We start from the raw sequence: 21865 nt of genomic DNA on the forward strand, positions 1-21865 counted from the left end.
CCCTTACGATGGAGCCATGACTGGAACGCCCGACCGCCGGCCCGCCGACACATCGGAAGCCACGACAGCCGAACCCGCCGCTGGGGGTCGCCGCCGCGTCCTGCTCGCCGCCCCCCGCGGCTACTGCGCCGGCGTCGACCGCGCGGTGATCGCCGTGGAGAAGGCACTGGAGCAGTACGGCGCTCCGATCTACGTGCGGCACGAGATCGTGCACAACAAGTACGTCGTCCAGACGCTGGAGAAGAAGGGCGCGATCTTCGTCGAGGAGACGGAGGAGGTCCCCGAGGGTGAGATCGTCATCTTCTCCGCGCACGGCGTGGCCCCGACCGTCCACGAGGAGGCCGCGCGCGGCAAGCTGGCCACCATCGACGCGACCTGTCCGCTGGTCACCAAGGTGCACAAGGAGGCCGTGCGCTACGCCAAGGAGGACTACGACATCCTCCTGATCGGCCACGAGGGGCACGAAGAGGTCATCGGCACCAGCGGTGAGGCCCCCGACCACATCACGCTCGTCGACGGCCCGGAGGACGTGAAGAACGTCGAGGTCCGCGACCCGGAGAAGGTCGTGTGGCTCTCCCAGACCACCCTGTCGGTGGACGAGACGATGGAGACGGTCGACGCCCTCCAGGGCCGCTACCCCAACCTGCTCTCGCCGCCCAGCGACGACATCTGCTACGCCACGCAGAACCGCCAGACCGCCATCAAGCAGGTCGCGGCCGAGGCCGACCTGGTGCTGGTCGTCGGCTCCAGGAACTCCTCCAACTCCGTCCGCCTGGTCGAGACGGCGCTGACGCACGGTGCCAGGGACGGCCACCTCGTCGACAACGCCGAGGAGATCGACGAGGCCTGGCTGGAGGGCGTGGAGACCATCGGCCTGTCCTCCGGCGCCTCCGTGCCGGAGGTGCTGGTCGACGGCGTGCTGGAGTGGCTGGCGCAGCGCGGCTGGGACGAGGTGGAGATCGTCAAGCCGGTCGACGAGCACATGCAGTTCTCGCTCCCCAAGGAGCTGCGGCGCGACCTGCGCTCCGAGGCGTCCGAGAGGCTGCGGGCCTGAGCACCGCGGTTACAGCGGCCACGGCGGTTACGCCGACCACGGCGGTTATGGCGTGGGTCACCGCGGTCACCGCGGTTACGGCCGCCACCGGGATCGCCGCAGCCATGGCGTGGGTCATCGTGCCGCGGTCGCGCCGCTGAACGGCTATCGCGTCGCCGGCCGCGCCTCTTCCCTGGAGCGCCGCCTCCTGCGGCGCTCCAGGGCCAGCTTCGTCCTCCGTACGAGGACGATCAGCCCGGCGAGCAGCGTCCCCGCGTACAGCCAGACGGCGTGCAGCGCGAGCCCGGTGAAGACGTCCTGGAGCAACCCGGCGACGCCTTTCCCCGACCCGCCCACCGAGAACAGCCCGACCGTGTAGGCGAGCGGCACCGCGACCGGTGCCGCGAACAGCTCGGCGGGCCGCACCCACAGCGCCGCGGCGACGCAGACGAGCACGTACACGCTGCCGTAGGCCACGGGCACCCCGCTCGGCAGCATCCCGGCGAGCGCGCCGAAGGCCGCCATCAGCAGCGTGGCGAACACTCCGACGCCCAGCCCCGTCAGCCGGGGCGCGGGCAGCCTGCCACGCGCCGCGCGCGGCGCCCCGGCGGGCGCCCCCTCCCCGGAAGACGCAGGACGGTGGGCGGACGGCCGGTGCCCCTGCACCCCTCCGCGCCCGGACGGGGGCGGAGGCGCGGGCGGGGGAGAGGACGAGGGCGCGGCCGGACGGGGCAGGCGCGGCCTGCGCCGGATGCGGACGCTTCCGGCTGGGACCTCGCCGCCGCCCATGCCGGCGGCGTCGTCGGTCGGCGTGTGGCCCTGACGCGGCTCGTCGCCGTACCGGCGGGGCGGCTCGTACGGCTCGGGGTCCCCGTACAGCTCATACGGGTCGTGCTGGGTCGGGTGCGCGCTGCGTTGCTCCACCGGGCCACGGTAGGTCGTACGTGCCCGGCCCGGCGGTCATGGACACGCGATATCCGCCACCGCCACCGGACCGGCACGCCCCGCGATCCGCCGGGCGGAGGAACAGCGGCCGGGGGAGGGCGATCCGGGGCCTTCCGTAGACTGGGTGGTCGGCCTTCGAGGGCCGCCTGTCCGCCAACAGACCCCACTATGGAGAACCCCGCGAGGGGCCACGGGAAGTAGTCGCCACGTGTCGCTCACGATCGGAATCGTCGGCCTGCCGAATGTCGGCAAGTCGACCCTGTTCAACGCCCTGACCAAGAACGAGGTGCTGGCGGCCAACTACCCGTTCGCCACCATCGAGCCGAACGTCGGCGTCGTGGGCGTCCCCGACCCCCGCCTCGGCAAGCTGGCCGAGCTCTTCCAGTCGCAGAAGGTCCTGCCCGCCACCGTCGACTTCGTCGACATCGCGGGCATCGTGCGCGGCGCCAGCGAGGGCGAGGGCCTGGGCAACAAGTTCCTGGCCAACATCCGTGAGTCCGACGCCATCTGCCAGGTCATCCGGGCCTTCAAGGACGAGAACGTCGTCCACGTCGACGGCAAGATCTCGCCCAAGAACGACATCGAGACCATCAACACCGAGCTGATCCTCGCCGACCTCCAGACCATCGAGAAGGTCCTGCCCCGCCTGGAGAAGGAATCCCGGGTCAAGAAGGACAAGCAGCCGCAGGTCAAGGCCGTCCAGGAGGCGAAGGACATCCTGGAGGAGGGCCGCACCCTCTTCTCCGCCGGCATCGCCCAGGGCACCGAGCGCGCCGAGCCGCTGCACGAGCTGCACCTGCTGACGACCAAGCCGTTCATCTACGTCTTCAACGTCGATGAGGACGAGCTGACGGACGAGTCCTTCAAGGACGAGCAGCGCGCTCTGGTGGCCCCCGCCGAGGCCGTCTTCCTCAACGCCAAGCTGGAGGCGGACCTCGCCGAGCTCGACGAGGAGGAAGCCCTCGAACTCCTCCAGACCGTCGGCCAGGAGGAGCCCGGCCTCGCCACCCTCGCCCACGTCGGCTTCCGCACCCTCGGCCTCCAGACCTACCTGACGGCCGGCCCGAAGGAAGCCCGCGCCTGGACCATCAAGAAGGGCGCCACCGCCCCCGAGGCCGCCGGTGTCATCCACACCGACTTCCAGCGCGGCTTCATCAAGGCCGAGGTCATCTCCTACGACGACCTCATCGCCACCGGCTCCGTCACCGACGTCCGCGCCGCCGGCAAGGCCCGCATGGAGGGCAAGGACTACGTGATGCAGGACGGGGACGTGGTGGAGTTCCGCTTCAATGTGTAATGCCTGACGTATCAGTTGGTCGCTGACCTGGCAAACGTGCAGGTCGGCTGGGGTCGGCCCGATTTCGGGTCGGCCCCGTTTCCGTTCCGGTGCTGGATCCGTGCTGCAGGCGAAGACCTCGTTGTCGCCGCAGGTTCGAACCCCCGGCAGAGCACACCACAGATGGGAAACGGCGGAACCCGTGCAGCACAAAAGCGCTCGTCGTGATTGAGGAGACCTATCAGCTCAGCTGAACGTGCGTACGCGCTCCAGAGCGCCGGTTGTGCCGCGAGGTTAGGGCCGTAGGTCGAAACCCTCGGCTGCGACCACGACAAGTGCCGACGCCTGCTCGAGCCCGTCCGCTCCGGAGGGCGGCGCACTGCTGTGTCTGGCCGGTGTCCACTTACTCGAAGCCATCTACGTGTACTGCCGACGGGCCGCCGACTTCTCTCAGCGACATGTGCGGCGACTGTTACGGCAACGCACTCGCGCGGTTCTAAGAGAAGCCATAATCAACGCTGGCCGCTTGTCCACTGGTATTCAACCGCGGTCGGTCTGGTTCCTCTCCCGAAGGCGTCAGGACAGTGTGCGGTGACCGTCGCGTAGAGGCCGATCTGGCGCATCTCGCCGAGCAAGGCCCGTGGGACGCTGTGGTAGACACATCCGCCTCCGAGATGGCGCCGCGCGACGTACTCGCCGGGGCCCGCGCGCTGCAGCCGGTAGCCGAGCGGTACGTGTATGTCTCCACTGTAAACGCCTACCGCGGGTGGCCGGATGAACCGTTGACGGAGGACTCGGAGCTGCTGGACGGGCCACCGGACGCTGATGCCGAGTACGGGCGGATGCCAGAGGGCTGGGACGGCCCGGACTGGTACTGCGGGCGGCAGAAGGCAGGGTCGGAGCGAGCGGCTGCCGCTGCGTTCGGCGAGGAGCGGACAGTCATTCTGCGGCCGGGGGTCATCCCTGGGCCTAGTGAATATGTCGGTCGGCTTCCATGGTGGCTTCGCCGTGCCGCTCAGGGAGGACGGATGTTGGCGCCAGGGGCACCGGAGAAGACAATTCAGCCGATCGACGTGCGAGACGTTGCTGCTTTCGCAGTGGATCAAGCTGCCACGGGTCGGGGTGGTGCGTGTAACTGTGTGGCGCCGGTCGGCCAGGAGACCATGCGCGGTTTCCTCGCGGCTTGTGTACTGGCGACTGGCTCAAGCGCGCAGCTCGTGTGGGCACCGGACAAGCTTCTCCTGGACCATGAGGTGAAGCAGTGGACCGAACTGCCGTTGTGGCGCACCCACGCGGGAGTATGGAAGGTCGATTCCCGGCGGGCACAGGAAGCAGGACTGAGCTGCCGACCGTTGGCGGATACAGTCGCGGATACCTGGGCATGGCTGCGTGACGGAGGGATGCCAGTGGAACATCCCCGCTGGCCCGAACACGGCACCGCCCCGGAAAAGGGAGAAGCGATTTTGGCCGCGCTCGGCCGATAGCTCGTCAGCCCCCGGATCGCCAGGTGGCTCGCGGCGCTGAGCTTGCGCGCTGGGGAAAGAGCGCTGAATTCCTCGATCTCTTCGGCCAAGGAGAGTGCTGCTGGCGCGTTGCGAAGCGTGGGACGCGTCAGCTGGATTCGAGCTGCTGTCAGCCGCTCAAGCAGGCCAGCCCGTTGAGCCTGGACGTCGTTGCGCAGATGTCCGTGTGCCCGGGCTTCAATCGTGCCCGGGCTTCAATCGCGTACAGACGACGGCGGGCGGTATCGCCGAGCCCTCCGTACTGCTGGGCAGCCTTCGCCCCGCCTGCGCGGGGACCACGATGCACACGGTGTCAAAGCTGTTCAACACGCGGGAACAGCCCCGCAGGCGCGGGGACCACCCCCGCGGCGCCGGTGAAGTGCAGGCCGCCGGGGGAACAGCCCCGCATGCGCGGGGACCACGGCGACGTCGGCGTCGGGGACCAAGCGGTGAAGGGAACAGCCCCGCATGCCGGGGACCACCGGTCACCGCCCGTACGACCCCGGCCGACGGCGGGAACAGCCCCGCATGCGCGGGGACCACCTCGACCTCAAGGGCGGCATGGAACTGGGCCTGGGAACAGCCCCGCATGCGCGGGGACCACCAACTCTCGCGTGGCTGGAGGAGCACGGAGCAGGGAACAGCCCCGCATGCGCGGGGACCACCCGAGGAGCCGACACGATGACCGACCCCCGCCGGGAACAGCCCCGCATGCGCGGGGACCACGTGGGCTACAGGGTCTTGCCGGGGTTGATGCGGGAACAGCCCCGCATGCGCGGGGACCACCGTGAAGCGGTCACCATCGGCGGCGACTCGGAGGGAACAGCCCCGCATGCGCGGGGACCACTCGCGCGGCCGTTGTCGGTGGCGCATGGGAGCGGGAACAGCCCCGCATGCGCGGGGACCACGCAACCCGCTGTGTGACAACCTCGGTGGTGCCGGGAACAGCCCCGCATGCGCGGGGACCACGTCGACGCCGGCCTCGAAGGACGTGCGGATCAGGGAACAGCCCCGCATGCGCGGGGACCACTCCACTGCGGGGCGATCCTGCGGCAAGAGGAGGGAACAGCCCCGCATGCGCGGGGACCACCATGTTGTGCCTTTCGTAGGTAACGCTACTGCGGGAACAGCCCCGCATGCGCGGGGACCACGCGGTCCGGAAGCCAAGGAAGCGCTCGACAAGGGGAACAGCCCCGCATGCGCGGGGACCACGGGACCGTGACGGAGACGTTCGGCTTCACCCTGGGAACAGCCCCGCATGCGCGGGGACCACGCCACCGTGTGGAGCAAGGGCATCCGGCCCGCGGGAACAGCCCCGCATGCGCGGGGACCACCAGCACCCCGCAAGGAGAGACCATGCTTGCCACGGGAACAGCCCCGCATGCGCGGGGACCACGACTTCGACACGTGGGACGACGTTTTCGACGCGGGAACAGCCCCGCATGCGCGGGGACCACACCGTGAGCTCGTCGACGGGCGGGGCGGCGCCGGGAACAGCCCCGCATGCGCGGGGACCACGTGAGGCGGCAGCAGCCGAAATCACCGCATCCGGGAACAGCCCCGCATGCGCGGGGACCACTGACTTCCGTACGTCCTTGTATAGGTCGTCCCGGGAACAGCCCCGCATGCGCGGGGACCACGACGTCATCTACCTCCAGGTCGAGGACCTCGTGGGAACAGCCCCGCATGCGCGGGGACCACCCCAGCATCCAGGACCCGTGGGTGATTCACCAGGGAACAGCCCCGCATGCGCGGGGACCACCTCTCCTTGCGGGGTGCTGCTGTCTCTGGTGGGGGAACAGCCCCGCATGCGCGGGGACCACCCGCTGGAATGCTGCCGCATACCGCTCGCGTCGGGAACAGCCCCGCATGCGCGGGGACCACCCCGGGGAATCTGCGGAGTATCACGGTGGCTAGGGAACAGCCCCGCATGCGCGGGGACCACGCCCCCACGCTCGACAACGGCGACCACGTGTGGGGAACAGCCCCGCATGCGCGGGGACCACCAGGGAACCCCTGCGTACCGGATCGTGAACCTGGGAACAGCCCCGCATGCGCGGGGACCACGCAACAGTGACGGCGTATATGCGGGCGGCGTGGGGAACAGCCCCGCATGCGCGGGGACCACCACGGCGTGCGATTGGTTCAAGTCCCGTGGCCGGGAACAGCCCCGCATGCGCGGGGACCACAGCCCGCTGGCGGAGAAGAAGGAGCGCATGGCGGGAACAGCCCCGCATGCGCGGGGACCACACGACACGACCGGCCCGACCGAGCTCGTGTCGGGGAACAGCCCCGCATGCGCGGGGACCACTGAGGATCGGCCTTGCAGGTCAGACGCTTGACGGGAACAGCCCCGCATGCGCGGGGACCACCTGACCCGATAGCTCAAGTCAGGGCACCGCACGGGAACAGCCCCGCATGCGCGGGGACCACAGGCCGCGACCAGGGGCTTCACACCGGAGAGCGCCGGGTTTTACCCACTACCGCAAATTCCGACGTAATGGGCTTATGTTGCATAGGACGCACGACTTCACTAGTTGTTTCCGAAGCGGCGGCGTTTGGCGGCCTTGCTCCAGCCCTGTTTGGGGGGCTTGGAGGTAGGGGCGTTGCAGGGGAGTGGGTGGGGTTTGGGCGGCGTAGGAGTGTTAGGCCCTCGTGGTCGATGGGGTGCCAGCCGTGATCACGAGTCTTGAAGGTGAAGCCCTGCTCGTTGTTGGTCTGGTAGGCGAGCAGGGCGCGGCCTTGGCCGGAGTATTGGCATACCTCGGCCCACAGGATCTCTCGTACGCGTGCTGAGGGGGAGCCCAGGAAGACGCCGGGGGAGAGTTCCAGTAGCCAGCGGGTCAGGAAGCCTCGGAGTCCGGCTGGGCAGTTGGCCAGGATGATGACGGTCACCAGATCGGGTCTTCCCCGTAGTTCCGCCCGCTCGCCACGTGAAGGTCCCCGTCGGTCTGCAAGGTGACGCTGTCCTGGCCTTCTGCGGTGTCGTCGGCGTGGGCCTCGCCGCAGCGCAGGAGTTGCTTGATGTCGCGCACACAGCGGTCCAACAGCGCGGTCTCGTTGATGCGGTCGCGTAGAGCCCGTCGCGTCCGTGTGGCCACGTCGTCGGGGCCGTACGCTGCTGCGTCGAACGCCGCCGGGATGGCGATGTCGGTCTTGTAGAGATCGGCGATGTCCAGCACGAAGGAGCGTTCGTGGCCTGAGTGGACGAAGCCCAGTGCAGGGGAGCAGCCGAGGGCGGTGACGACTGCGTGCGCGATGCCGTACATGCATTGCGCGGCAGCGGTCACGGCCTGGTTGGGCGCGTCGCCTGCGGAGAAGTCCCCGTGGTGGTACTCGCGGCGCCGCCAGGGAACGCCGGTTCGGGTGGATTCACGGCGGTAGCACTCCTTGAGGCGGCGGCCTTCCATGCGTAGCAGCTCATCGCGGGTGTGCCCGGCCGGGTCCTCGTCCGGGAAGCGCAGACGGTACATGTCTCGGGCGACTTCCAGTCGTCTCCGGCGGTTGGCCCAGGCGGTCGCGTGTGCTTCGGCCAGGGCGGAGGAGCGGGTCAGTGGTCGGCCGCCGGCGTAGAAGCGCACGCCGTGCTCGCCGACCCAGGCCACTCCGGCGCCGCATTCGCCGAGGACGGACATGGCCTGGTGGGTAACGCGGGTGCCAGGTCCGAGCAGCAGTGTTCCGATGGTCGCTGCGGGGATGTGGGTGACGCCGTCGGTGTCCGTGGCGGTGATCGCGTTGTCGTCGCGGTGGACGGTGCACCGCTCCAGGTAGATGAAGGAGAGCCGGTCTTTGACCCGGTACAGCTGGTGAGGGGTGGAGGTGGCCCGGCGGCTGACGGTGCCGCTCACCGCAGGGGGGCCAGGGTCATCAGGCCGCAACCGTAGGCTTTGGCCTTGCCCAGGCCGCGGGTGAGGGTGCGGCGGAACACGTCGAGGTCGGTGATCCGCAGCCGGCCGTCGAAGGTGACGCTCACGAAGCGGACTTCGCTTCGTGAGCGCGTGTTGCGTTTGCGGAACTGGTACGGCACCTGGTTGTGCACGATCACCTCGTACTTGTCGCCGGGGTCGTCACCGTGTCCGGGCAACAGGCGGCGTGCATCGGGCGTACGCGTTATTTCGAACCCGGCGCTCTGCTGCCGTTGGAGGAGCCACTGGAGCTGGTGTTTGGGGGTCAGGTGGGCGGTCCTCTTGGTGGGGGCGTCCTTGGCGCTGCCCGGTTTGCGGATGTGGTGGACGGGGTTGGCGGTGAGGCGGAAGCCCCAGGTGTCTCCTTGTTTGAGGGTGGCGAGGAATTCCTCATAGGCGAAGGTGGACCATCCCGGCTCTTCGAGGGTGGGCCAACCCATCTGCTCGACGAGGTGGGTCAGGTCCGGCCTGCTGGGGCTGACGATGAACAGGTCGGGTCGGCCGGAGGGGGTGTGGTCGAGGCGCCACAGCACGCGTGGTCCGTGTTCGTCCCGGGGTGGCGCGTCGGGGAAGGCCATGTTCACCGCGCCGTGCATGAAGTGCGGTGAGCCCAGCAGCCTCCGGGCCTCGGTGCGGGCGGTGTTGATGCGGAAGCGCGTCAGGTACATCAGATGGTCCTCGGGAGGCTCTCCGTGGTGCCCTCGTCAGAAGGGCCCACGGGGCGCAGGCCGGTGGTCGGGTCGTGGGACGCGGCGGTGGTCCGGTCGGTGATCAGTCCGCGCAGTTCGTACCGCCTGTGGCGGGGGTCGAAGCTGGCCGGCGTATCGCGCAGGGACAGGTGGGGAGTCTCTCCGGGCGGGCAGTCCAGCAGGAGATCCAGCGCTTCCGTGCCGGATGAGCTGCCGCTGGCTCGGGCAGTGCGCTCCAGCTGCCGGACGTACCAGCCGGATGCCTGCCAGGGGGCGCCGCGCAGCGCTTCTTCCAGGGAAGTGTCGACGGGCGGCCCCATCTCGACCGGCCGGGAGGGCGGGCAGGATCGGCGGCCGAGGTAGGGAAGGTAGTACGGCGCCAGGAGGGCGCGATGCAGACGGTGGAGCAGCGCGGCGTCGCCCTCGACGCCGGCGACGAATACCGCGTCGGTGAGGTAATACCGCTCCGAGAGCGGCATGGCTTTGCCGGAGTCGGCGTGGTGAGCGGTGTGGAAGTCCCGCATGCGGGAGCCGGGCTGGTCGATCCGCACGCCGAACCGCAGCGCGGCCAGGTCGGACAGGTCCGCGGCACGGGACCGGCCCAGCGCGGCGGAGAGCAGGCCGAGCACGCCGCTCTTGGTGGGGGCGTTCTCCGTGGTGCGGCGGGCGAAGCGGGCGGATGCACCCCAGGACTGCATGGGACCCGCCAGCCGGAGCAGCAGCGCGGTCATACGCTGGTCTCCAGCCGCTGGCCCACCGCCTCGGACACCTCGCGCACGAGCTCCGTCAGTGACACCTCCGTGCCGAGTTCGCCAAGGGCGCTCGTCTCCTCGCCCACGCGGAAAACCCAGCTCTGTTCCTGGTCGGCGATGCCGTACTGCCGCTCCAGGTCGGGCACAAAAGCGGCGAGCTTCCGGCAGCTCTCCCGCACGTATCCACCCGTTGAGGTCTTGGGGACCGGTTCTTCGAAGGCACCCACGAAGCTGACGGGCCAGCGGTTGCGCAGCTTGACGATCACCGCCGAGGGGAGCGTGTGGTTGCCGAAGGTGTTGATCTTTCCGGTCGGCAGGGAGGTGACAAAGGCTTCCAGAAAGGCTCCCACTGCCTTCTCCACCGGGGTGGTCGGCGGCTCGTTCTCGCGCAGCCCGTCTCCGAGGTTGCGTCGCAGCTGATCGACGTCCACGGCGGCGTAGCGGTAGAGCGTGGCTGAGTTGAAGTCGATGGTTCCGATCATTCCCGCACCGGTCTCGTCTTCCAAGCTGAGATCGTCCACCGCCGTGTAGTAGTCGGACTCGATGTCCGACTTGTGCACGCTGAGGGCATGGGCCACCTGTGTGGCCGCGTCCACGTTGAGGTCGGCGGAATCGGCGACCATACGGCCGAAGAGGCCGATGTCGACCGAGTGCCGAGTGTCGACGGCCTGCCGGGCGTGGGCCTTGTTCTCCTTCAGGAACATCTTGAGTTCCTTGGGGTCTCCCTCCTCGCCGCTTCCGGTGACGGCCAGCTCGGCGAGGGCGTCCAACTGCCGTGCACTCAAGAACATCAGGTACGAGGATTCAGGGGCCTGGATTCCCCCCTCCCCTTCGACGGTCTTCGACTTGCGCTTCGGCACGTCGATGGTCGAGCCGGTCGCGGCCTTGAGTACGTCGGTGGCGAGCTGCACGGACACCGGTTGCAGGTGCGGGTTCCGGGCGACGATCCGTTCGGCAAGCGCGGCTGCCACCTTCTTGGTCCGCACACCCAGGTCCGCCGGGGGCAGGAGGTCCTCGAACGCCCGGCGCGTGGCGCGCTTCCACGCCTGGCTTGAGACGCGCGCCCTTCGCACCCCGCCGAAATAAGCCGACTTGGGGGTGCCTGTGTCGTCGCGGTTGAGGTTGCTCGGCGGGACGGTCTGGAGAATGTGGATGTCGAGGATGGTTCGGGTCACCGTAGATCCATTTCTGCTCGAGTCCTGCTCGTGGGCCGTCGAAGTGCGCGTGAGTGGTTGGCTGTGCGGGTTGTGGCGGGGCGTCACTCGGCCTTGGTGTCCTCGGCCGAGGACCGCCTCGCGTACACGAGGTGGAATTCGCGCCCCCATGCACGCCGTACGCCGTCCTGGAGAGGTTCGCTCTGCCAAAGCAGGAGCTGGCCCGCGAGGTATCCGTAGTCCAAGGGGATGCGCGCGGCCCGCAGCAGAAGCACCATCTGGCGCAGACGCCCGCTGAGGGTGTCGAAGTCCGTCGATGTGCCGATCCGCACGAAACGCTTGCGGATGGTCTCGCTGGCTTCTTCGACGGGGTGCCGCTCGTCTCTGGAACCGCCCTTGCCGGTGTCGGCAGCCTCAAGCTGATCCTGGGTCCCGGTCATGCCGTGGGCGAGCCGCCGGACCGCGCGTCCCAGCGGCCAGTTGCTCTGGTGCATCGGGGTGTCGCGGATGGACTGCTGGTGCAGTGCCCAGAGGGTCACCGCCAGGTGCACGGCCCGATCCTCTTGCGCCTGTCGCTCTTCCACCCATTGCCTGGCGCGGGCCGAGAAGTGCTGCGGTGCAGCCTCGTCGCCTCGGCGCTCTTGTTCCGTCTCCTGCTCCGCGTCTCTGAGAAACGAGAGGTCCTCCAGGTCGTCGAGCCCCCACGCGGTGGGGGAGACGTGTGGGTCGCGGCCTGCTTCGCGGCGCAACCGCGCCACTGCGGCCACTGCGGAGGCGACGTCCTGGCGGTAGCCGCCCTGGAGACGGCCGACCGTACGGCGGGTGGCGCTTTGCACCAGTGCGACGCTGCGGTCGGTGGCGTCCGTGCCTGGTGTGGAGAAGTTTTGGTTCGCGCTGGTGGTCATGAGGCGCTCTCCCTGGGGTCCTGGGGCATGTCGGTGGCCGGGCCGAGGACCTTGTTCAGGCGTCCCGCGAACCACATGTGGGCGCGGCCGGCGTCCATCCACCGGGGGCCCAGGCCGGGGAGTTCGACCATCCGCCCCTCGTCCGAGGTCGGTCCGGCGGAGGCGAGGAGCTGGCGGCCAAGGTGGGTCATGCGCCGGCGCACGGTGGACTTCCAGGCCCGTCGCGCCGCCTCCAAGCCGGGGAAGGACAGCAGGTCCGTCAGCCACGCTCGGTAAGGACCGTCCAGCGCGCCGAACCCCGCGTCCCTCGCTGTGCCGGTGGCCGGTGCCGGATCCCTTCCGGCAGCCCTCGCTAGGTTCCCGGCAAGATGCCCCAACGCCTCGACGGCGTCCTCGGCCCACTGAACGGCGTCCAAGGCCGCGGCGCCGTACACCGGGTTCTTCTCGTGCAAGGTGATCACCGGGAGGACCACGGAGTCGTCCACGACCTCGTCCACCACCGATTGCTGTGTGCCGTAGACGGCACCGACGAGACGCAGCCGGACGAGTTTGCCCGGATCGACCTCCCCTTCGGTGATCACTTGGGTGAACCAGCGACTGATGCCCGAGCGCAGGGCCCGGGGGGCCTCCCCCTTCTTCCCGACGTCGCTCGTGCTCTGGCGCGCGGGAAGAAGAGAGGCCAGGCCGCGCCAGGCCGTCCTGCCGGGGTCGTGACGCCGCGGTGCGTACACCGGCTCGCGCTGCTGCTGCTTTTCCAGAGCAGGGCTGCGGCGCCAGGCTGTCATCGGCTCCAGCTTCCAGGGAGAGGCGACGGCGAGTTGGTCCCCATATCCGAGGACGACGCCTGTCACCGCTCCGTTCTCCGCGTGCAGCCGGAGCCTCCTGGACTGCCAGGTGTACAAATCACGTAATCCGGCTGCCCGTTGGGTATCACGGGGCGCGGCTCCGGTCGGGGCACGTCGCCATGCGGGACGGTCGTCCTCGGCTCCGCCCTGGGCGAGGTCCAGCTCATTGGGCACCAGCAAGTTCAGCAGCAGCGTCTCGCGCAGGGTGTCGCCTTCGGCGAAGACGCCGCCCAGATTCCCCAACGAGCCCACCCCCAGTGGATAGACCTTTCCTGCCTTCGACCGTTCCTCGTCGCCGACCAGGGCGGACTTGATGCCTGAGGTGTCGAATGCGTGCGCGTGCACCAGCCAGCGGGCCGCCTCCGCGTAGGAGAGCCTGTCGACGCCGGGCCTGCGCATGCTGAAGAACACCGAGCCGACGGGCACATCGGTGACGATGCGGCTGAGCGGAGCCAGGTCGTCCCTGGCCGTGCGCAGCCCGGCCACCTGGTAGAAGGGCTGCTCGGGATGGAACAGGTCGAAGCGGTCACGGTGCCGGTCGAGGTAGGCAGGGACCTCGGCAAACGGGTCGTCGGAGAGCCAGAGCTCCTCCCAGTCCTCCAACGCCTCGGGAAACGTTGCACCATGTGCGTCCGCCAACGCGTCGTACACGATGGCCAGGAGCAGTCGGAGCACTGCTATCTCCTGCGTCGGCAGGTCCCCCACCATCCGTCGAAGCTGCCCGGCCTCCCTGAACAGCTCTGACAGAGAGACCTCCTGCACCGTGCCGTCCTTGTGCTGCACCGGCATCCACGGTGCGGAGGCCAGGTTGAAAGAGGGAGGCCCGGAGTCCACAGGCCGTTCCTCGCTCACCGCACCGCTCTCCGTAACCGACCGGGAGGAGCCGAACCGCTCTCCGACGTCCTCAGCGCCCGCTTGCTCATTCCGACCGTCCTCTCCGGCAACCCCGCGCTCGGCCGCAGTGGTCCGCCCGCCTTCCGGCAACGGGCCATCATCGGCCCGTGACGGCTCTACGACCCGCAGCCCGTCGGAGCGGCTGTACTCCAGGAGGAAGCCTGACAGACGGGTCTGACAATTTTCGTCCAGAACGAGCAGCAACTCCCCTGCCAACCATGGGCATTCCTTCACCTGCCAGGCGGGGACCAGCAGCCCCTCCAGTTCGGCGATGGTGCGGTCGATCGACCACGGTTTACTGAAGAGCGCGGGCAGCGTGAGGGAACTGGCCGCCACCGCTTCTGCCGCACGGCGGCTCGGCGGAAAGTCCGTGGGCAGAACGAGAGCACCGAGCGGCCCTTCCTCATCGTCAGCCAGCCACGGGACCGTGGTCAGGCTCCCGTCCGCCCGCCGCTGGATGACCAAGACCTCCAAGGACTCCTCGGCATCGCGCACCTGCGCGCGGCCCGCACTGGTGTCGTCGGTGTCCCCGGCCTGGGCCTCCAGCCACCCGTACACCGGCCTTCCGGGGCGCCGCACCGGTCCCAGGAGGTAGCTGTCCGCCTTCTCCTTCTTCGCGGCTAGCAACTTCTGGTGCTGCGCCAGGGCCTGGTCCATCGCTTTTGCCCACTCCCGCGGCACCGCCGGAGCAGCGTCGTATGCCTGCTGCACCAGCGGGCTGATCCCGTCGGGCATATTCAAGGGGGAGCCGTCCAAGTGGGGGCCGAGCACGGCGAGTGAAGCCAGCAGCGTGTAGTCGCCCCCGTAGACACCCCGCGATCCTTCGACGGGGCGAGGCGGCGTGGCCTGCCAGTCCACTCCCGTGATCAGGCACCGCGGCCTGCTCAGCCGAGCCGGCCGTGGCCGCACATGCCGGTGCAGGCGTCCCATCCGTTGCAACATCAGATCGACCGGCGCCAGGTCGGTGACCATCACATCGAAGTCGATATCGAGTGACTGTTCGGCCACCTGGCTGGCTACCACCACGTGCCTGGCGGGGCGTTGGTCACCTCCCGGCCCGAACCGTCGGACCAGCTCCGCGTCCTTCACAGACCGGTCGGCGGCCAGGAAACGGGAGTGCGCGACCGTCACCGCCTCCTCACCGAACCTCTCGCGCAGCACCTGCGCCGCCTCCAGCACCCGAGCCACCGTGTTCCGGACGACCAGCGCGCAGCCACCATCGGCCAGTTCCTCGGCCAGCCGCTCGGCCAGGACGGACGCGTCGTCGTTGCAGCGCTCCGCCACCACCTCCGCCCGGCGCCCCGAAGCCGCACCAGGACGGACACTTACGGCCCGGCAGCCTGGCGATACCGCACTGACCAGGGGGTAGGCATCCGCCTCCGACTCGATCTCCGCAGCACCCGACTCCCCGGCGTACGCGGCAGCCAGAGCCCGCCGACGCGCGGAGGGAAGCGTCGCGGACAGCAGGACAACCGGCACCCTGTATGCCGCCAGCCACTCCAGCACCCGGTCCAGATACCTGCTCATGTACGCGTCGTAGGCATGAACCTCGTCGATGACAACGACCTTCCCTGCCACCGCCAGATGCCGAAGCGCCAGATGCCGGCTCTTCAGTCCGGCGAACAGCACCTGATCGATTGTGCCCACCGCGAACGACGCCAGAAGCTGCTTCTTCCGCCCCCGCAACCACTGATGCGCATGCAGCCCCGCAGGACGCGCGCCCACCTCCACATGCCCGTTCGCGCCGTCCGGATCAACCGCGGCAACAGCCCGCCGCCCCCGCCTCAACATGCCGGCCCACGTCCCGTTCAGCGCCGCCTTGGCGTGAGCGAGCACGACCGACAACGGCTCGCCCTCATCATGCGGCAAGTGCTCCAGCCACTTCGCCAAGCGGTCGAACATCGCATCGCTGGTGGCACGCGTCGGCAACGCCACCAGGACCCCGCCCGCCCCCGAGCGCGCAGCAAGGACCTCCGCCGCAGCAAGGGCCCCCTCAGTCTTGCCCTCGCCCATGGGTGCTTCGATCACCACCAGGCCGGGCTCCGGCATGGAGCGCGCCACGCGTACGGCCTCGGCCTGCACCGGACGCAGCTCACAGCCCCGCAGCTGGGGAAAGCGCGCCGTGAACAGCTCCGATACCCGTCCTTGCGGCACCTTTGGCGTCCACGGTCCCGGCAGGTCCAGCCCCGCCCAGGCAGCCCGCAATCGGCGCTGCTCACCTACCGCTCCGGCAGGCTGCCATGACTCCGGGTCGTACGGGAACAGCTCGGGAGCACTGGCGATCCAGTCCGCAACGATCACTACCGAGGACAGCAGCACCTGCGCCGTCTGCGGCAGCCGCACCCCCCTCCACTCCGCGAACCGCTCCGTTACCCCTGCCGCCTGTGCGCATGCGTTCATCAATGCGAACTGCACGTCACGCCATACTCCTTCAGATGCACCGGGGTGCCGGAGCAGGTGAGGGCGAAGCTGGAGATCGTGAATGTGCTGGTGTTCCGGAGGCACTCCGTGATGCCCGCCCACCACGACCGCGAACTGCCCGGACACCCGTCCAGCGAGCCCGAACCGCTCTCCCAGCCACTCCTGAAGCAGCAATTGCCCAGCCAGCCCGTGCGGAGCCAGCCGCCGGTCCGACCCATATTCCCTGGCGGTCAACATGTCCAACCCGACATCCCTCATGCCCACAGCAAGAGGTTCAACCTGGCAGGCAAAGGCGGGAGTGGCCTTCCCGGCGTCATGGACACCGCCTAGGAACCGCACCAGTCGAAGAGCGTCACCGCCCCCGCCAGGCAATGCCTCAGCCACTACGTCCCTGACCGAACCGGGAAGCCATCGCTCCCACAGCTCTCCGGCGATCGCCATGCTGTCGGCCATATGCCGCCACAGCGGAAGCCAACCCTCCGTCGTGCGATCGTGCTTGGCCCAGGCCACTCGCGCTGCCGGGGGCAACTCCTGAAACGCCGCAGAACGCGCCGCAGCCGTCACGGTCATGGATGCATCAAACATGCCGAAATACCTCGCAGGACGGATACAGCGAAAACCACCACCACACCTCGCACCTGGTGTAAGGGGCGCGACACGAAACAGGCTGCCCGGCCCCTTCCGGGCCGGACAGCCTGTGCTCTCCATCAAGCTCGACGCTTGGCCACCGCCAGCCGGACCGTCGCAACCAACACGATCACCACTACGACGAGGCCCCACAGCCCTGGCGCGTACGGCGAGGGCGTGGCTGGAGCGGCGGCGATCGTCGCGGTGATCAAGCCGTACGCACAAGCACACGACGTGGTGTCAGGGGGGTGGGCAGACGGGCAGCCAAGGTAGGGCTCTAACATTGGTTCCTCCTTCAGCATTTGCACAGTGCTCTGGGACATGCCGGGCCCGCCCCTTCTCGCGGCAACGAGGAGCGGCGGGCCCGTGCGCGTTGGCACGGCCCCGCCTGCGAGGGAGGGCTGCCGGGGAGACTAGCAGCCTGACTTCCGGCGCGTGTCAGCTCGTTGGGAAAGGGAGGTTGAATGCGACTCCCCAGTTGCGGGTGCAAGAGAAAGATTGCTCCCGAGGGTCGCTCCTGAGCTGACAGGCCCCACGGGAGGCTAACGTACGCTCACGTGGACAGGTCGCCGCTGCCCGGACAGCCGACTACCGGCGGGGCCCGCATTTACGGGCATCGTCGCGTACGTGTGCCCGCCCAGAGCAAGAGGCCCGGGGCTGCCCGCGCAGAGGCGGGACCACATGATCCGCGGAGGCCACTAACACTCTCTTCAGGGGGCCAGCCCCGCATCCGCGGGGATCAACTTTGAATCGCGCCTCCCCAGGGGACATCCCCGCATGCGCTGGGGACCACGAGGTACGGCCGAGGCCGGCGCGTTCTGGGCACCCCCGCTCGCGCGAGAACCATACTTCCAGACGTGCTCCGTTAGCGCGGCTATGCCAATTCTTGGTGCCGTGGCTTCTCGTTATCGGCGCATGGTGGCAGACCCGATGCCGCAGTGTTTCCGTAGGCATGTTCGGCCAGGCGTCTTTGGGAACACCTTGGGTCATGGCGGCCACCAAGGTCCGCAGGTCGGTGCAGTGGCCTGTTGCCGCGGACCGTGCGGGTGGCAAGCCGACGGGCGCGGTGGTTCCTGCGCCGACGGGAGGTGTTCAGTCGTGAACCAATGTATGGTCCGGCAGCGCATGGTGGTATCCGCGCTCCCTCGGCGTCGCGGTCGTGTAGGAACTGCCTGCCCGAGCAGTAAGGACCCGGAGACCACCGTTCGCTCCTGTCCGGCGCCCCCGGCTGCAAGGATGTGGTGCACGAGCCGAGGGAGAGGACCCGCTGTGTCGATCATCTACCTCACCACTATGCGTCCTACCAAGCTGGAGCTGCTCGGGGCCTGGCTTCCGGCCCAGCCGTGGTATGTCTCCGGCGCGGAGAGGGCCGCCCTCGTCAACGCGGGCGGCTTCCGGCTGGACGACCCTGCCGGCGAGGTGGGCATCGAGTTCATGGCGGTCACCGACAAGGCCGGCGGCGGGCCGGTCACCTACCAGGTGCCGGTGACGTATCGGGCCGCACCACTGGCCGGCGCGGACGACGGGCTCATAGGGACGTCGGACCACGGTGTCCTGGGCAAACGCTGGGTCTACGACGCCACTCACGATCCCGTCGCGGTGGCACAGACGTACGCGCTGGTGACAGGGCGGGCCGAGCCGCAGGCACAGAACGAGAGCGACACCGCCGATCGGACGGTGGGCGTGCGCGAGGCAACCGAGGCCCTGGCGGAGGACGCGGGGCTCAGCCAGGTGCGTCACGGGTCACGTTCGAGCGACGTCGACCTGTCCCTGCCCGTGGACGGTCTCCGGCGGCTGCGCTTCCTGCGCGTGCCCCGGCCTGACGACGTGCCGGAGACGCGGGATTCCCTCGGTCACGTCACCGTCTCCTGGTCGGACCTCGACGGCGGGCCGCAGCGAGGGCTGTGGTGTGCGTTGGTGGACTCCAGGGAGTGAAGGCATCCGCCCCGCGCCCGAGGACGCCGGTGGCACCGCCGCGGCGGCCCGCGCGCGCCGGTTGATCGGCACGCCTGTGGGGAACCGCTGACGTCTGTCGGGCACGCGGAACCCGGTTCGGTCCACGACATCTGACGTCACCAGCCGCTGAGAACCCCGAACGGCCCCGTCAACCCGCTGTGGGCGAAAGCCGCGAAAGCCGAAAGACGCGAGACCCGCGGAAGTCGCGGGACCCGCAAAAGCCGCGAGACCCGTGAAGCCCGTGAAAGTCGGAAACCTGGAGCCTGTGGATGAGCACGGACGACGACGACATGCCGCTGGCGGCACCACGGGTCGACGTCACCCCGGACGGGCGGCTGAGCGTACCCGCCCAGGACGTCACGGCCCTCCTGCGCTCCATCGCGCGGTCGTGGGCGCACAGCACACGCCACGGCGCTCCCGTCCGGGCCAGGGAAAGCGATGACTCCGTGCGCCTCGAACCGACGACCGTTCATGCCCTCGCCGGCACCCTGGAGCAGATCGCCGACGAGCTCGACGTCCAGTTCATCGGGGCCGCCGGTCGTACGCCCCCGCCTTCGCCTCCCTCGGCGGACACCGGGGGCTGACAAAAGACCGGCGCCGCCCCTGCCCCCACCCGTGGGAGGCTGTCCGCTCCGCTCGGGGTATCCCGGGCTCGACGCACCCCCATGGCTCCCCGCCGTTCCCGAACTGGAGGCTCCGTGACCGCTGGAGGCACCGTGACCCCACGTCGCGCCGACGCGACCGGCCTTGCCGTACGTCCACGCATCCAGCGGGACAGCGCCGCGTGTCTCCGCGCGGCGCTCCGGCAGCACGGGAGGTCGAGGTGAAGCGGCCCGGGGGCGGTTCCGAGTCGGCCGCCGCCTCGGTCGACGGGGCGGGCAGCCGGGAGAGGCGGTGGCGCCGGCGCTCGGCGCCGGTGGCCGGGGACGGGATATCGGCCGCCGAGCGGGAGCTGTTCGGCGGTCGTCTGCGCTGGGACGACGCGTTCGTCGAGCACGAGGGGGCGGTGGCGCGCCTGCGCTTCGTGGACATGGCCGCCGCGCTGCCGCGCATGGTGGGCGTGGTTCTGCGGGCCGGCTGGGAAACCGATCCGCGCGCGTTGGCCGGTGTGGTGGTGGCGCAGTTCGGGCAGGGCCTGACGACCGCGTTCGGACTGGTGGCCGTCAACGGCGTGCTCGGCAGTCTGTTCGCGGACGGGCCGACGGGCGACAAGCTCCGGCAGTCGCTTCCGGCGCTGGCGCTGCTGGCCGTCGTCTCCGTGGGTATGGCGCTGCTGGCGGCCTGGTCGACGGCGATGTCCGGTCGGCTGGAGCCCCAGGTGGAGCGGGCTGTCTCCCTCCGGTACTACCGGGCGGTCACCGAGGTGGAGGTCGCGGCGACGGAGAAGCCCGAGGTGCAACGGCACCTGGAGGCGGGCAAGTTCGGAACGGACTCGGCGCGGCGCATGCTCAGCCTGTCGGTCGGGGTCGCCAACGTGGTGATCGGCATGGTGGCCGCCGCCGTCGTGCTGGTCTCGCTGCACTGGGCGCTGCTGCCGATGCTGCTGGCCATCGCGCTGCCCAAGGCGTGGGGGGCGGTGCGCTCGGCGCGCCGCGAGTACGTCTCTCGGCGGCACTGGGTGGACCACCGCCGGGCGGTGGCCACGCTGCTCCAGCATCTGACGATGCCGCACGCCGCCGGGGAGATCCGGGCGCACTCGGCGGGCTCGCTGCTGCTGCGCGGGTACGAGGAGATGTCCGGCCTGATGGAGACCGAGCAGCGGCGCCTGGCCCGCGCCCAGGCGCGGACCGACCTGGTGGCCGGCGCGTTTTCCGGCCTGGCGTCGCTGGGCTGCTACGGCGTGCTGTGGTGGCTGCTGACCAGCGGTGGTCTGCCGATGGCGGTGGGCGGTACCGCTGTCGTCGCCATCCGCACCTCCACCGCGCGGCTCACGTCGCTGGTGCAGCAGGTCAACCGCATGTACGAGGAGATGCTCCGGCTCAGCGACACCGAGGAGGCCGTCCGGCTGGCGTCCGGACACGCCATCCCCCGTACGGGCAGGCCGCTGCCCGCGCCGGTACGGGAGGTGCAGGTGCGGGATGTCTCCTTCACCTACCCTGGGGCCACGGTGCCCGCGCTGCACCGCGTGGACGTGTCGGTGCGGCGGGGTGAGGTGACGGCGCTCGTGGGGGCGAACGGCTCCGGCAAGTCCACGCTGGCCAAGATCCTGGGCGGGCTGCTGCTGTCCGACAGCGGTGACGTGTGGTGGGTGGGCCGGGGAGGAGAGCGGGTGGAGGTGCGGGAAGCCGTCCGCGCCGACGTCTTCCGGTCCGTCGGGATGCTGACGCAGGACTTTCCCAACTGGCAGATGACGGCCGCGGCGAACATCGCGGTCGGCGCCGGGGACCGCCCTCGGGACGCGGCCCGCCTCGAGGAGGCGGCGCGCGCCGCCGACGTGGACGAGCTGATCGAAGGCCTGCCGCACGGCTGGGACTCCATCGTCTTCAAGGGATACGAGCGGGGCGTTCAGCTCTCGGGCGGGCAGTGGCAGAAGCTGGGCACGGCGCGGAGCCTCTACCGGGGCGCGCCCTTCCTCCTGGTCGACGAGCCGACCTCGGCGCTCGATCCGCACGCCGAGATCGAGGCGTTCGACCGCCTGCGGACGCTGGCGGACAGTGGCGTCGCGGTCGTACTGGTCACCCACCGGCTCGCCGCCACCGCCTCCGCCGACCAGATCTACGTCCTGGACCGCGGGCACGTCGCCGAACGGGGTACGCACGAGGAGCTCATGGGCCGGGATGGCGGGCTGTACCGGGGCATGTTCGACGCGCAGGCCGCACAGTACGGGCTCACCGCACCCCCGGCGGAGGGCGCCCCCGCGCCCCGCGACGGCACCCCCGCTCAGCGCTAGCGTGCGCTCGGCCGCGTGCACCTGCGCCCCTGCGCACCGGACGCTGGCGGACAGTGGCGTCGCGGTCGTAC

At 69.6% G+C, this 21865-nt stretch carries 12 protein-coding genes, 1 pseudogene and 1 CRISPR repeat array; of the genes and pseudogenes, 5 read left to right on the forward strand and 8 right to left on the reverse strand.

Annotated features, from left to right (window positions below):
• The first annotated feature begins 16 nt into the window (after positions 1-16).
• Positions 17-1054 carry a 4-hydroxy-3-methylbut-2-enyl diphosphate reductase gene (locus AB8Z75_RS12570; protein ID WP_369201563.1) on the forward strand — a complete coding sequence of 346 codons (1038 nt, stop codon included), beginning with the start codon at positions 17-19 and terminating at the stop codon, positions 1052-1054.
• Positions 1055-1198: 144 nt separating this feature from the next.
• On the opposite strand, the gene AB8Z75_RS12575 is transcribed toward AB8Z75_RS12570, so the two are convergent.
• On the reverse strand, positions 1199-1957 hold the full coding sequence (locus AB8Z75_RS12575) for a DUF6542 domain-containing protein (RefSeq protein WP_369201564.1): 759 nt from the start codon (positions 1955-1957) through the stop codon (positions 1199-1201).
• 229 nt (positions 1958-2186) lie between these two features.
• Here AB8Z75_RS12575 and ychF point away from each other — a divergent pair, with 229 nt between their 5' ends.
• The gene (ychF, locus tag AB8Z75_RS12580) at positions 2187-3275 is read left to right on the forward strand and encodes a redox-regulated ATPase YchF (RefSeq protein ID WP_369201565.1); all 1089 of its coding nucleotides are present in this window, start codon (positions 2187-2189) and stop codon (positions 3273-3275) included.
• Positions 3276-5027: 1752 nt separating this feature from the next.
• A CRISPR array of direct repeats spans positions 5028-7189; the repeat unit is 29 nt; unit sequence GGGAACAGCCCCGCATGCGCGGGGACCAC.
• Between the two features lie 100 nt (positions 7190-7289).
• On the opposite strand, the pseudogene cas2e reads toward ychF, so the two are convergent.
• From cas2e to casA, 7 genes and pseudogenes are all read right to left on the reverse strand, one after another.
• A pseudogene (gene cas2e / locus AB8Z75_RS12585) lies at positions 7290-7651 on the reverse strand (type I-E CRISPR-associated endoribonuclease Cas2e).
• Positions 7648-8604: a type I-E CRISPR-associated endonuclease Cas1e gene (cas1e, locus tag AB8Z75_RS12590; RefSeq protein WP_369201566.1), complete on the reverse strand. Its 957-nt coding sequence runs from the start codon at positions 8602-8604 to the stop codon at positions 7648-7650. The pseudogene cas2e and the gene cas1e overlap by 4 nt, the downstream one beginning before the upstream one ends.
• The gene (cas6e, locus tag AB8Z75_RS12595; protein WP_369201567.1) at positions 8601-9329 is read right to left on the reverse strand and encodes a type I-E CRISPR-associated protein Cas6/Cse3/CasE; all 729 of its coding nucleotides are present in this window, start codon (positions 9327-9329) and stop codon (positions 8601-8603) included. The genes cas1e and cas6e overlap by 4 nt, the downstream gene beginning before the upstream one ends.
• Positions 9329-10081, reverse strand: coding sequence for a type I-E CRISPR-associated protein Cas5/CasD (gene cas5e / locus AB8Z75_RS12600; RefSeq protein WP_369201568.1), 753 nt, complete (start codon positions 10079-10081; stop codon positions 9329-9331). Before cas5e ends, cas6e begins: the two co-directional genes overlap by 1 nt.
• The gene (gene cas7e / locus AB8Z75_RS12605) at positions 10078-11277 is read right to left on the reverse strand and encodes a type I-E CRISPR-associated protein Cas7/Cse4/CasC (RefSeq protein ID WP_369201569.1); all 1200 of its coding nucleotides are present in this window, start codon (positions 11275-11277) and stop codon (positions 10078-10080) included. Before cas7e ends, cas5e begins: the two co-directional genes overlap by 4 nt.
• An 83-nt stretch (positions 11278-11360) precedes the next feature.
• Positions 11361-12161 (reverse strand): type I-E CRISPR-associated protein Cse2/CasB, encoded by an 801-nt coding sequence (gene casB / locus AB8Z75_RS12610; RefSeq protein ID WP_369201570.1) that lies wholly within the window; start codon positions 12159-12161, stop codon positions 11361-11363.
• Complete coding sequence (gene casA, locus AB8Z75_RS12615; protein ID WP_369201573.1) at positions 12158-16891, reverse strand: type I-E CRISPR-associated protein Cse1/CasA; 4734 nt, start codon at positions 16889-16891, stop codon at positions 12158-12160. The genes casB and casA overlap by 4 nt, the downstream gene beginning before the upstream one ends.
• Before the next feature lie 1326 nt (positions 16892-18217).
• Here casA and AB8Z75_RS12620 point away from each other — a divergent pair.
• The 3 genes from AB8Z75_RS12620 (at position 18218) to AB8Z75_RS12630 (ending at position 21794) form a co-directional block, all read left to right on the forward strand.
• Positions 18218-18883, forward strand: coding sequence for a 1,4-alpha-glucan branching protein (locus AB8Z75_RS12620; RefSeq protein WP_369201571.1), 666 nt, complete (start codon positions 18218-18220; stop codon positions 18881-18883).
• A gap of 290 nt (positions 18884-19173) precedes the next feature.
• On the forward strand, positions 19174-19488 hold the full coding sequence (locus AB8Z75_RS12625; RefSeq protein ID WP_369201572.1) for a hypothetical protein: 315 nt from the start codon (positions 19174-19176) through the stop codon (positions 19486-19488).
• Positions 19489-19820: 332 nt separating this feature from the next.
• Complete coding sequence (locus AB8Z75_RS12630; protein WP_369201574.1) at positions 19821-21794, forward strand: ATP-binding cassette domain-containing protein; 1974 nt, start codon at positions 19821-19823, stop codon at positions 21792-21794.
• The last annotated feature ends 71 nt before the right edge of the window (positions 21795-21865 follow it).

The organism is Streptomyces sp. PU-14G (genome assembly GCF_041028275.1).
GTDB lineage: Bacteria > Actinomycetota > Actinomycetes > Streptomycetales > Streptomycetaceae > Streptomyces.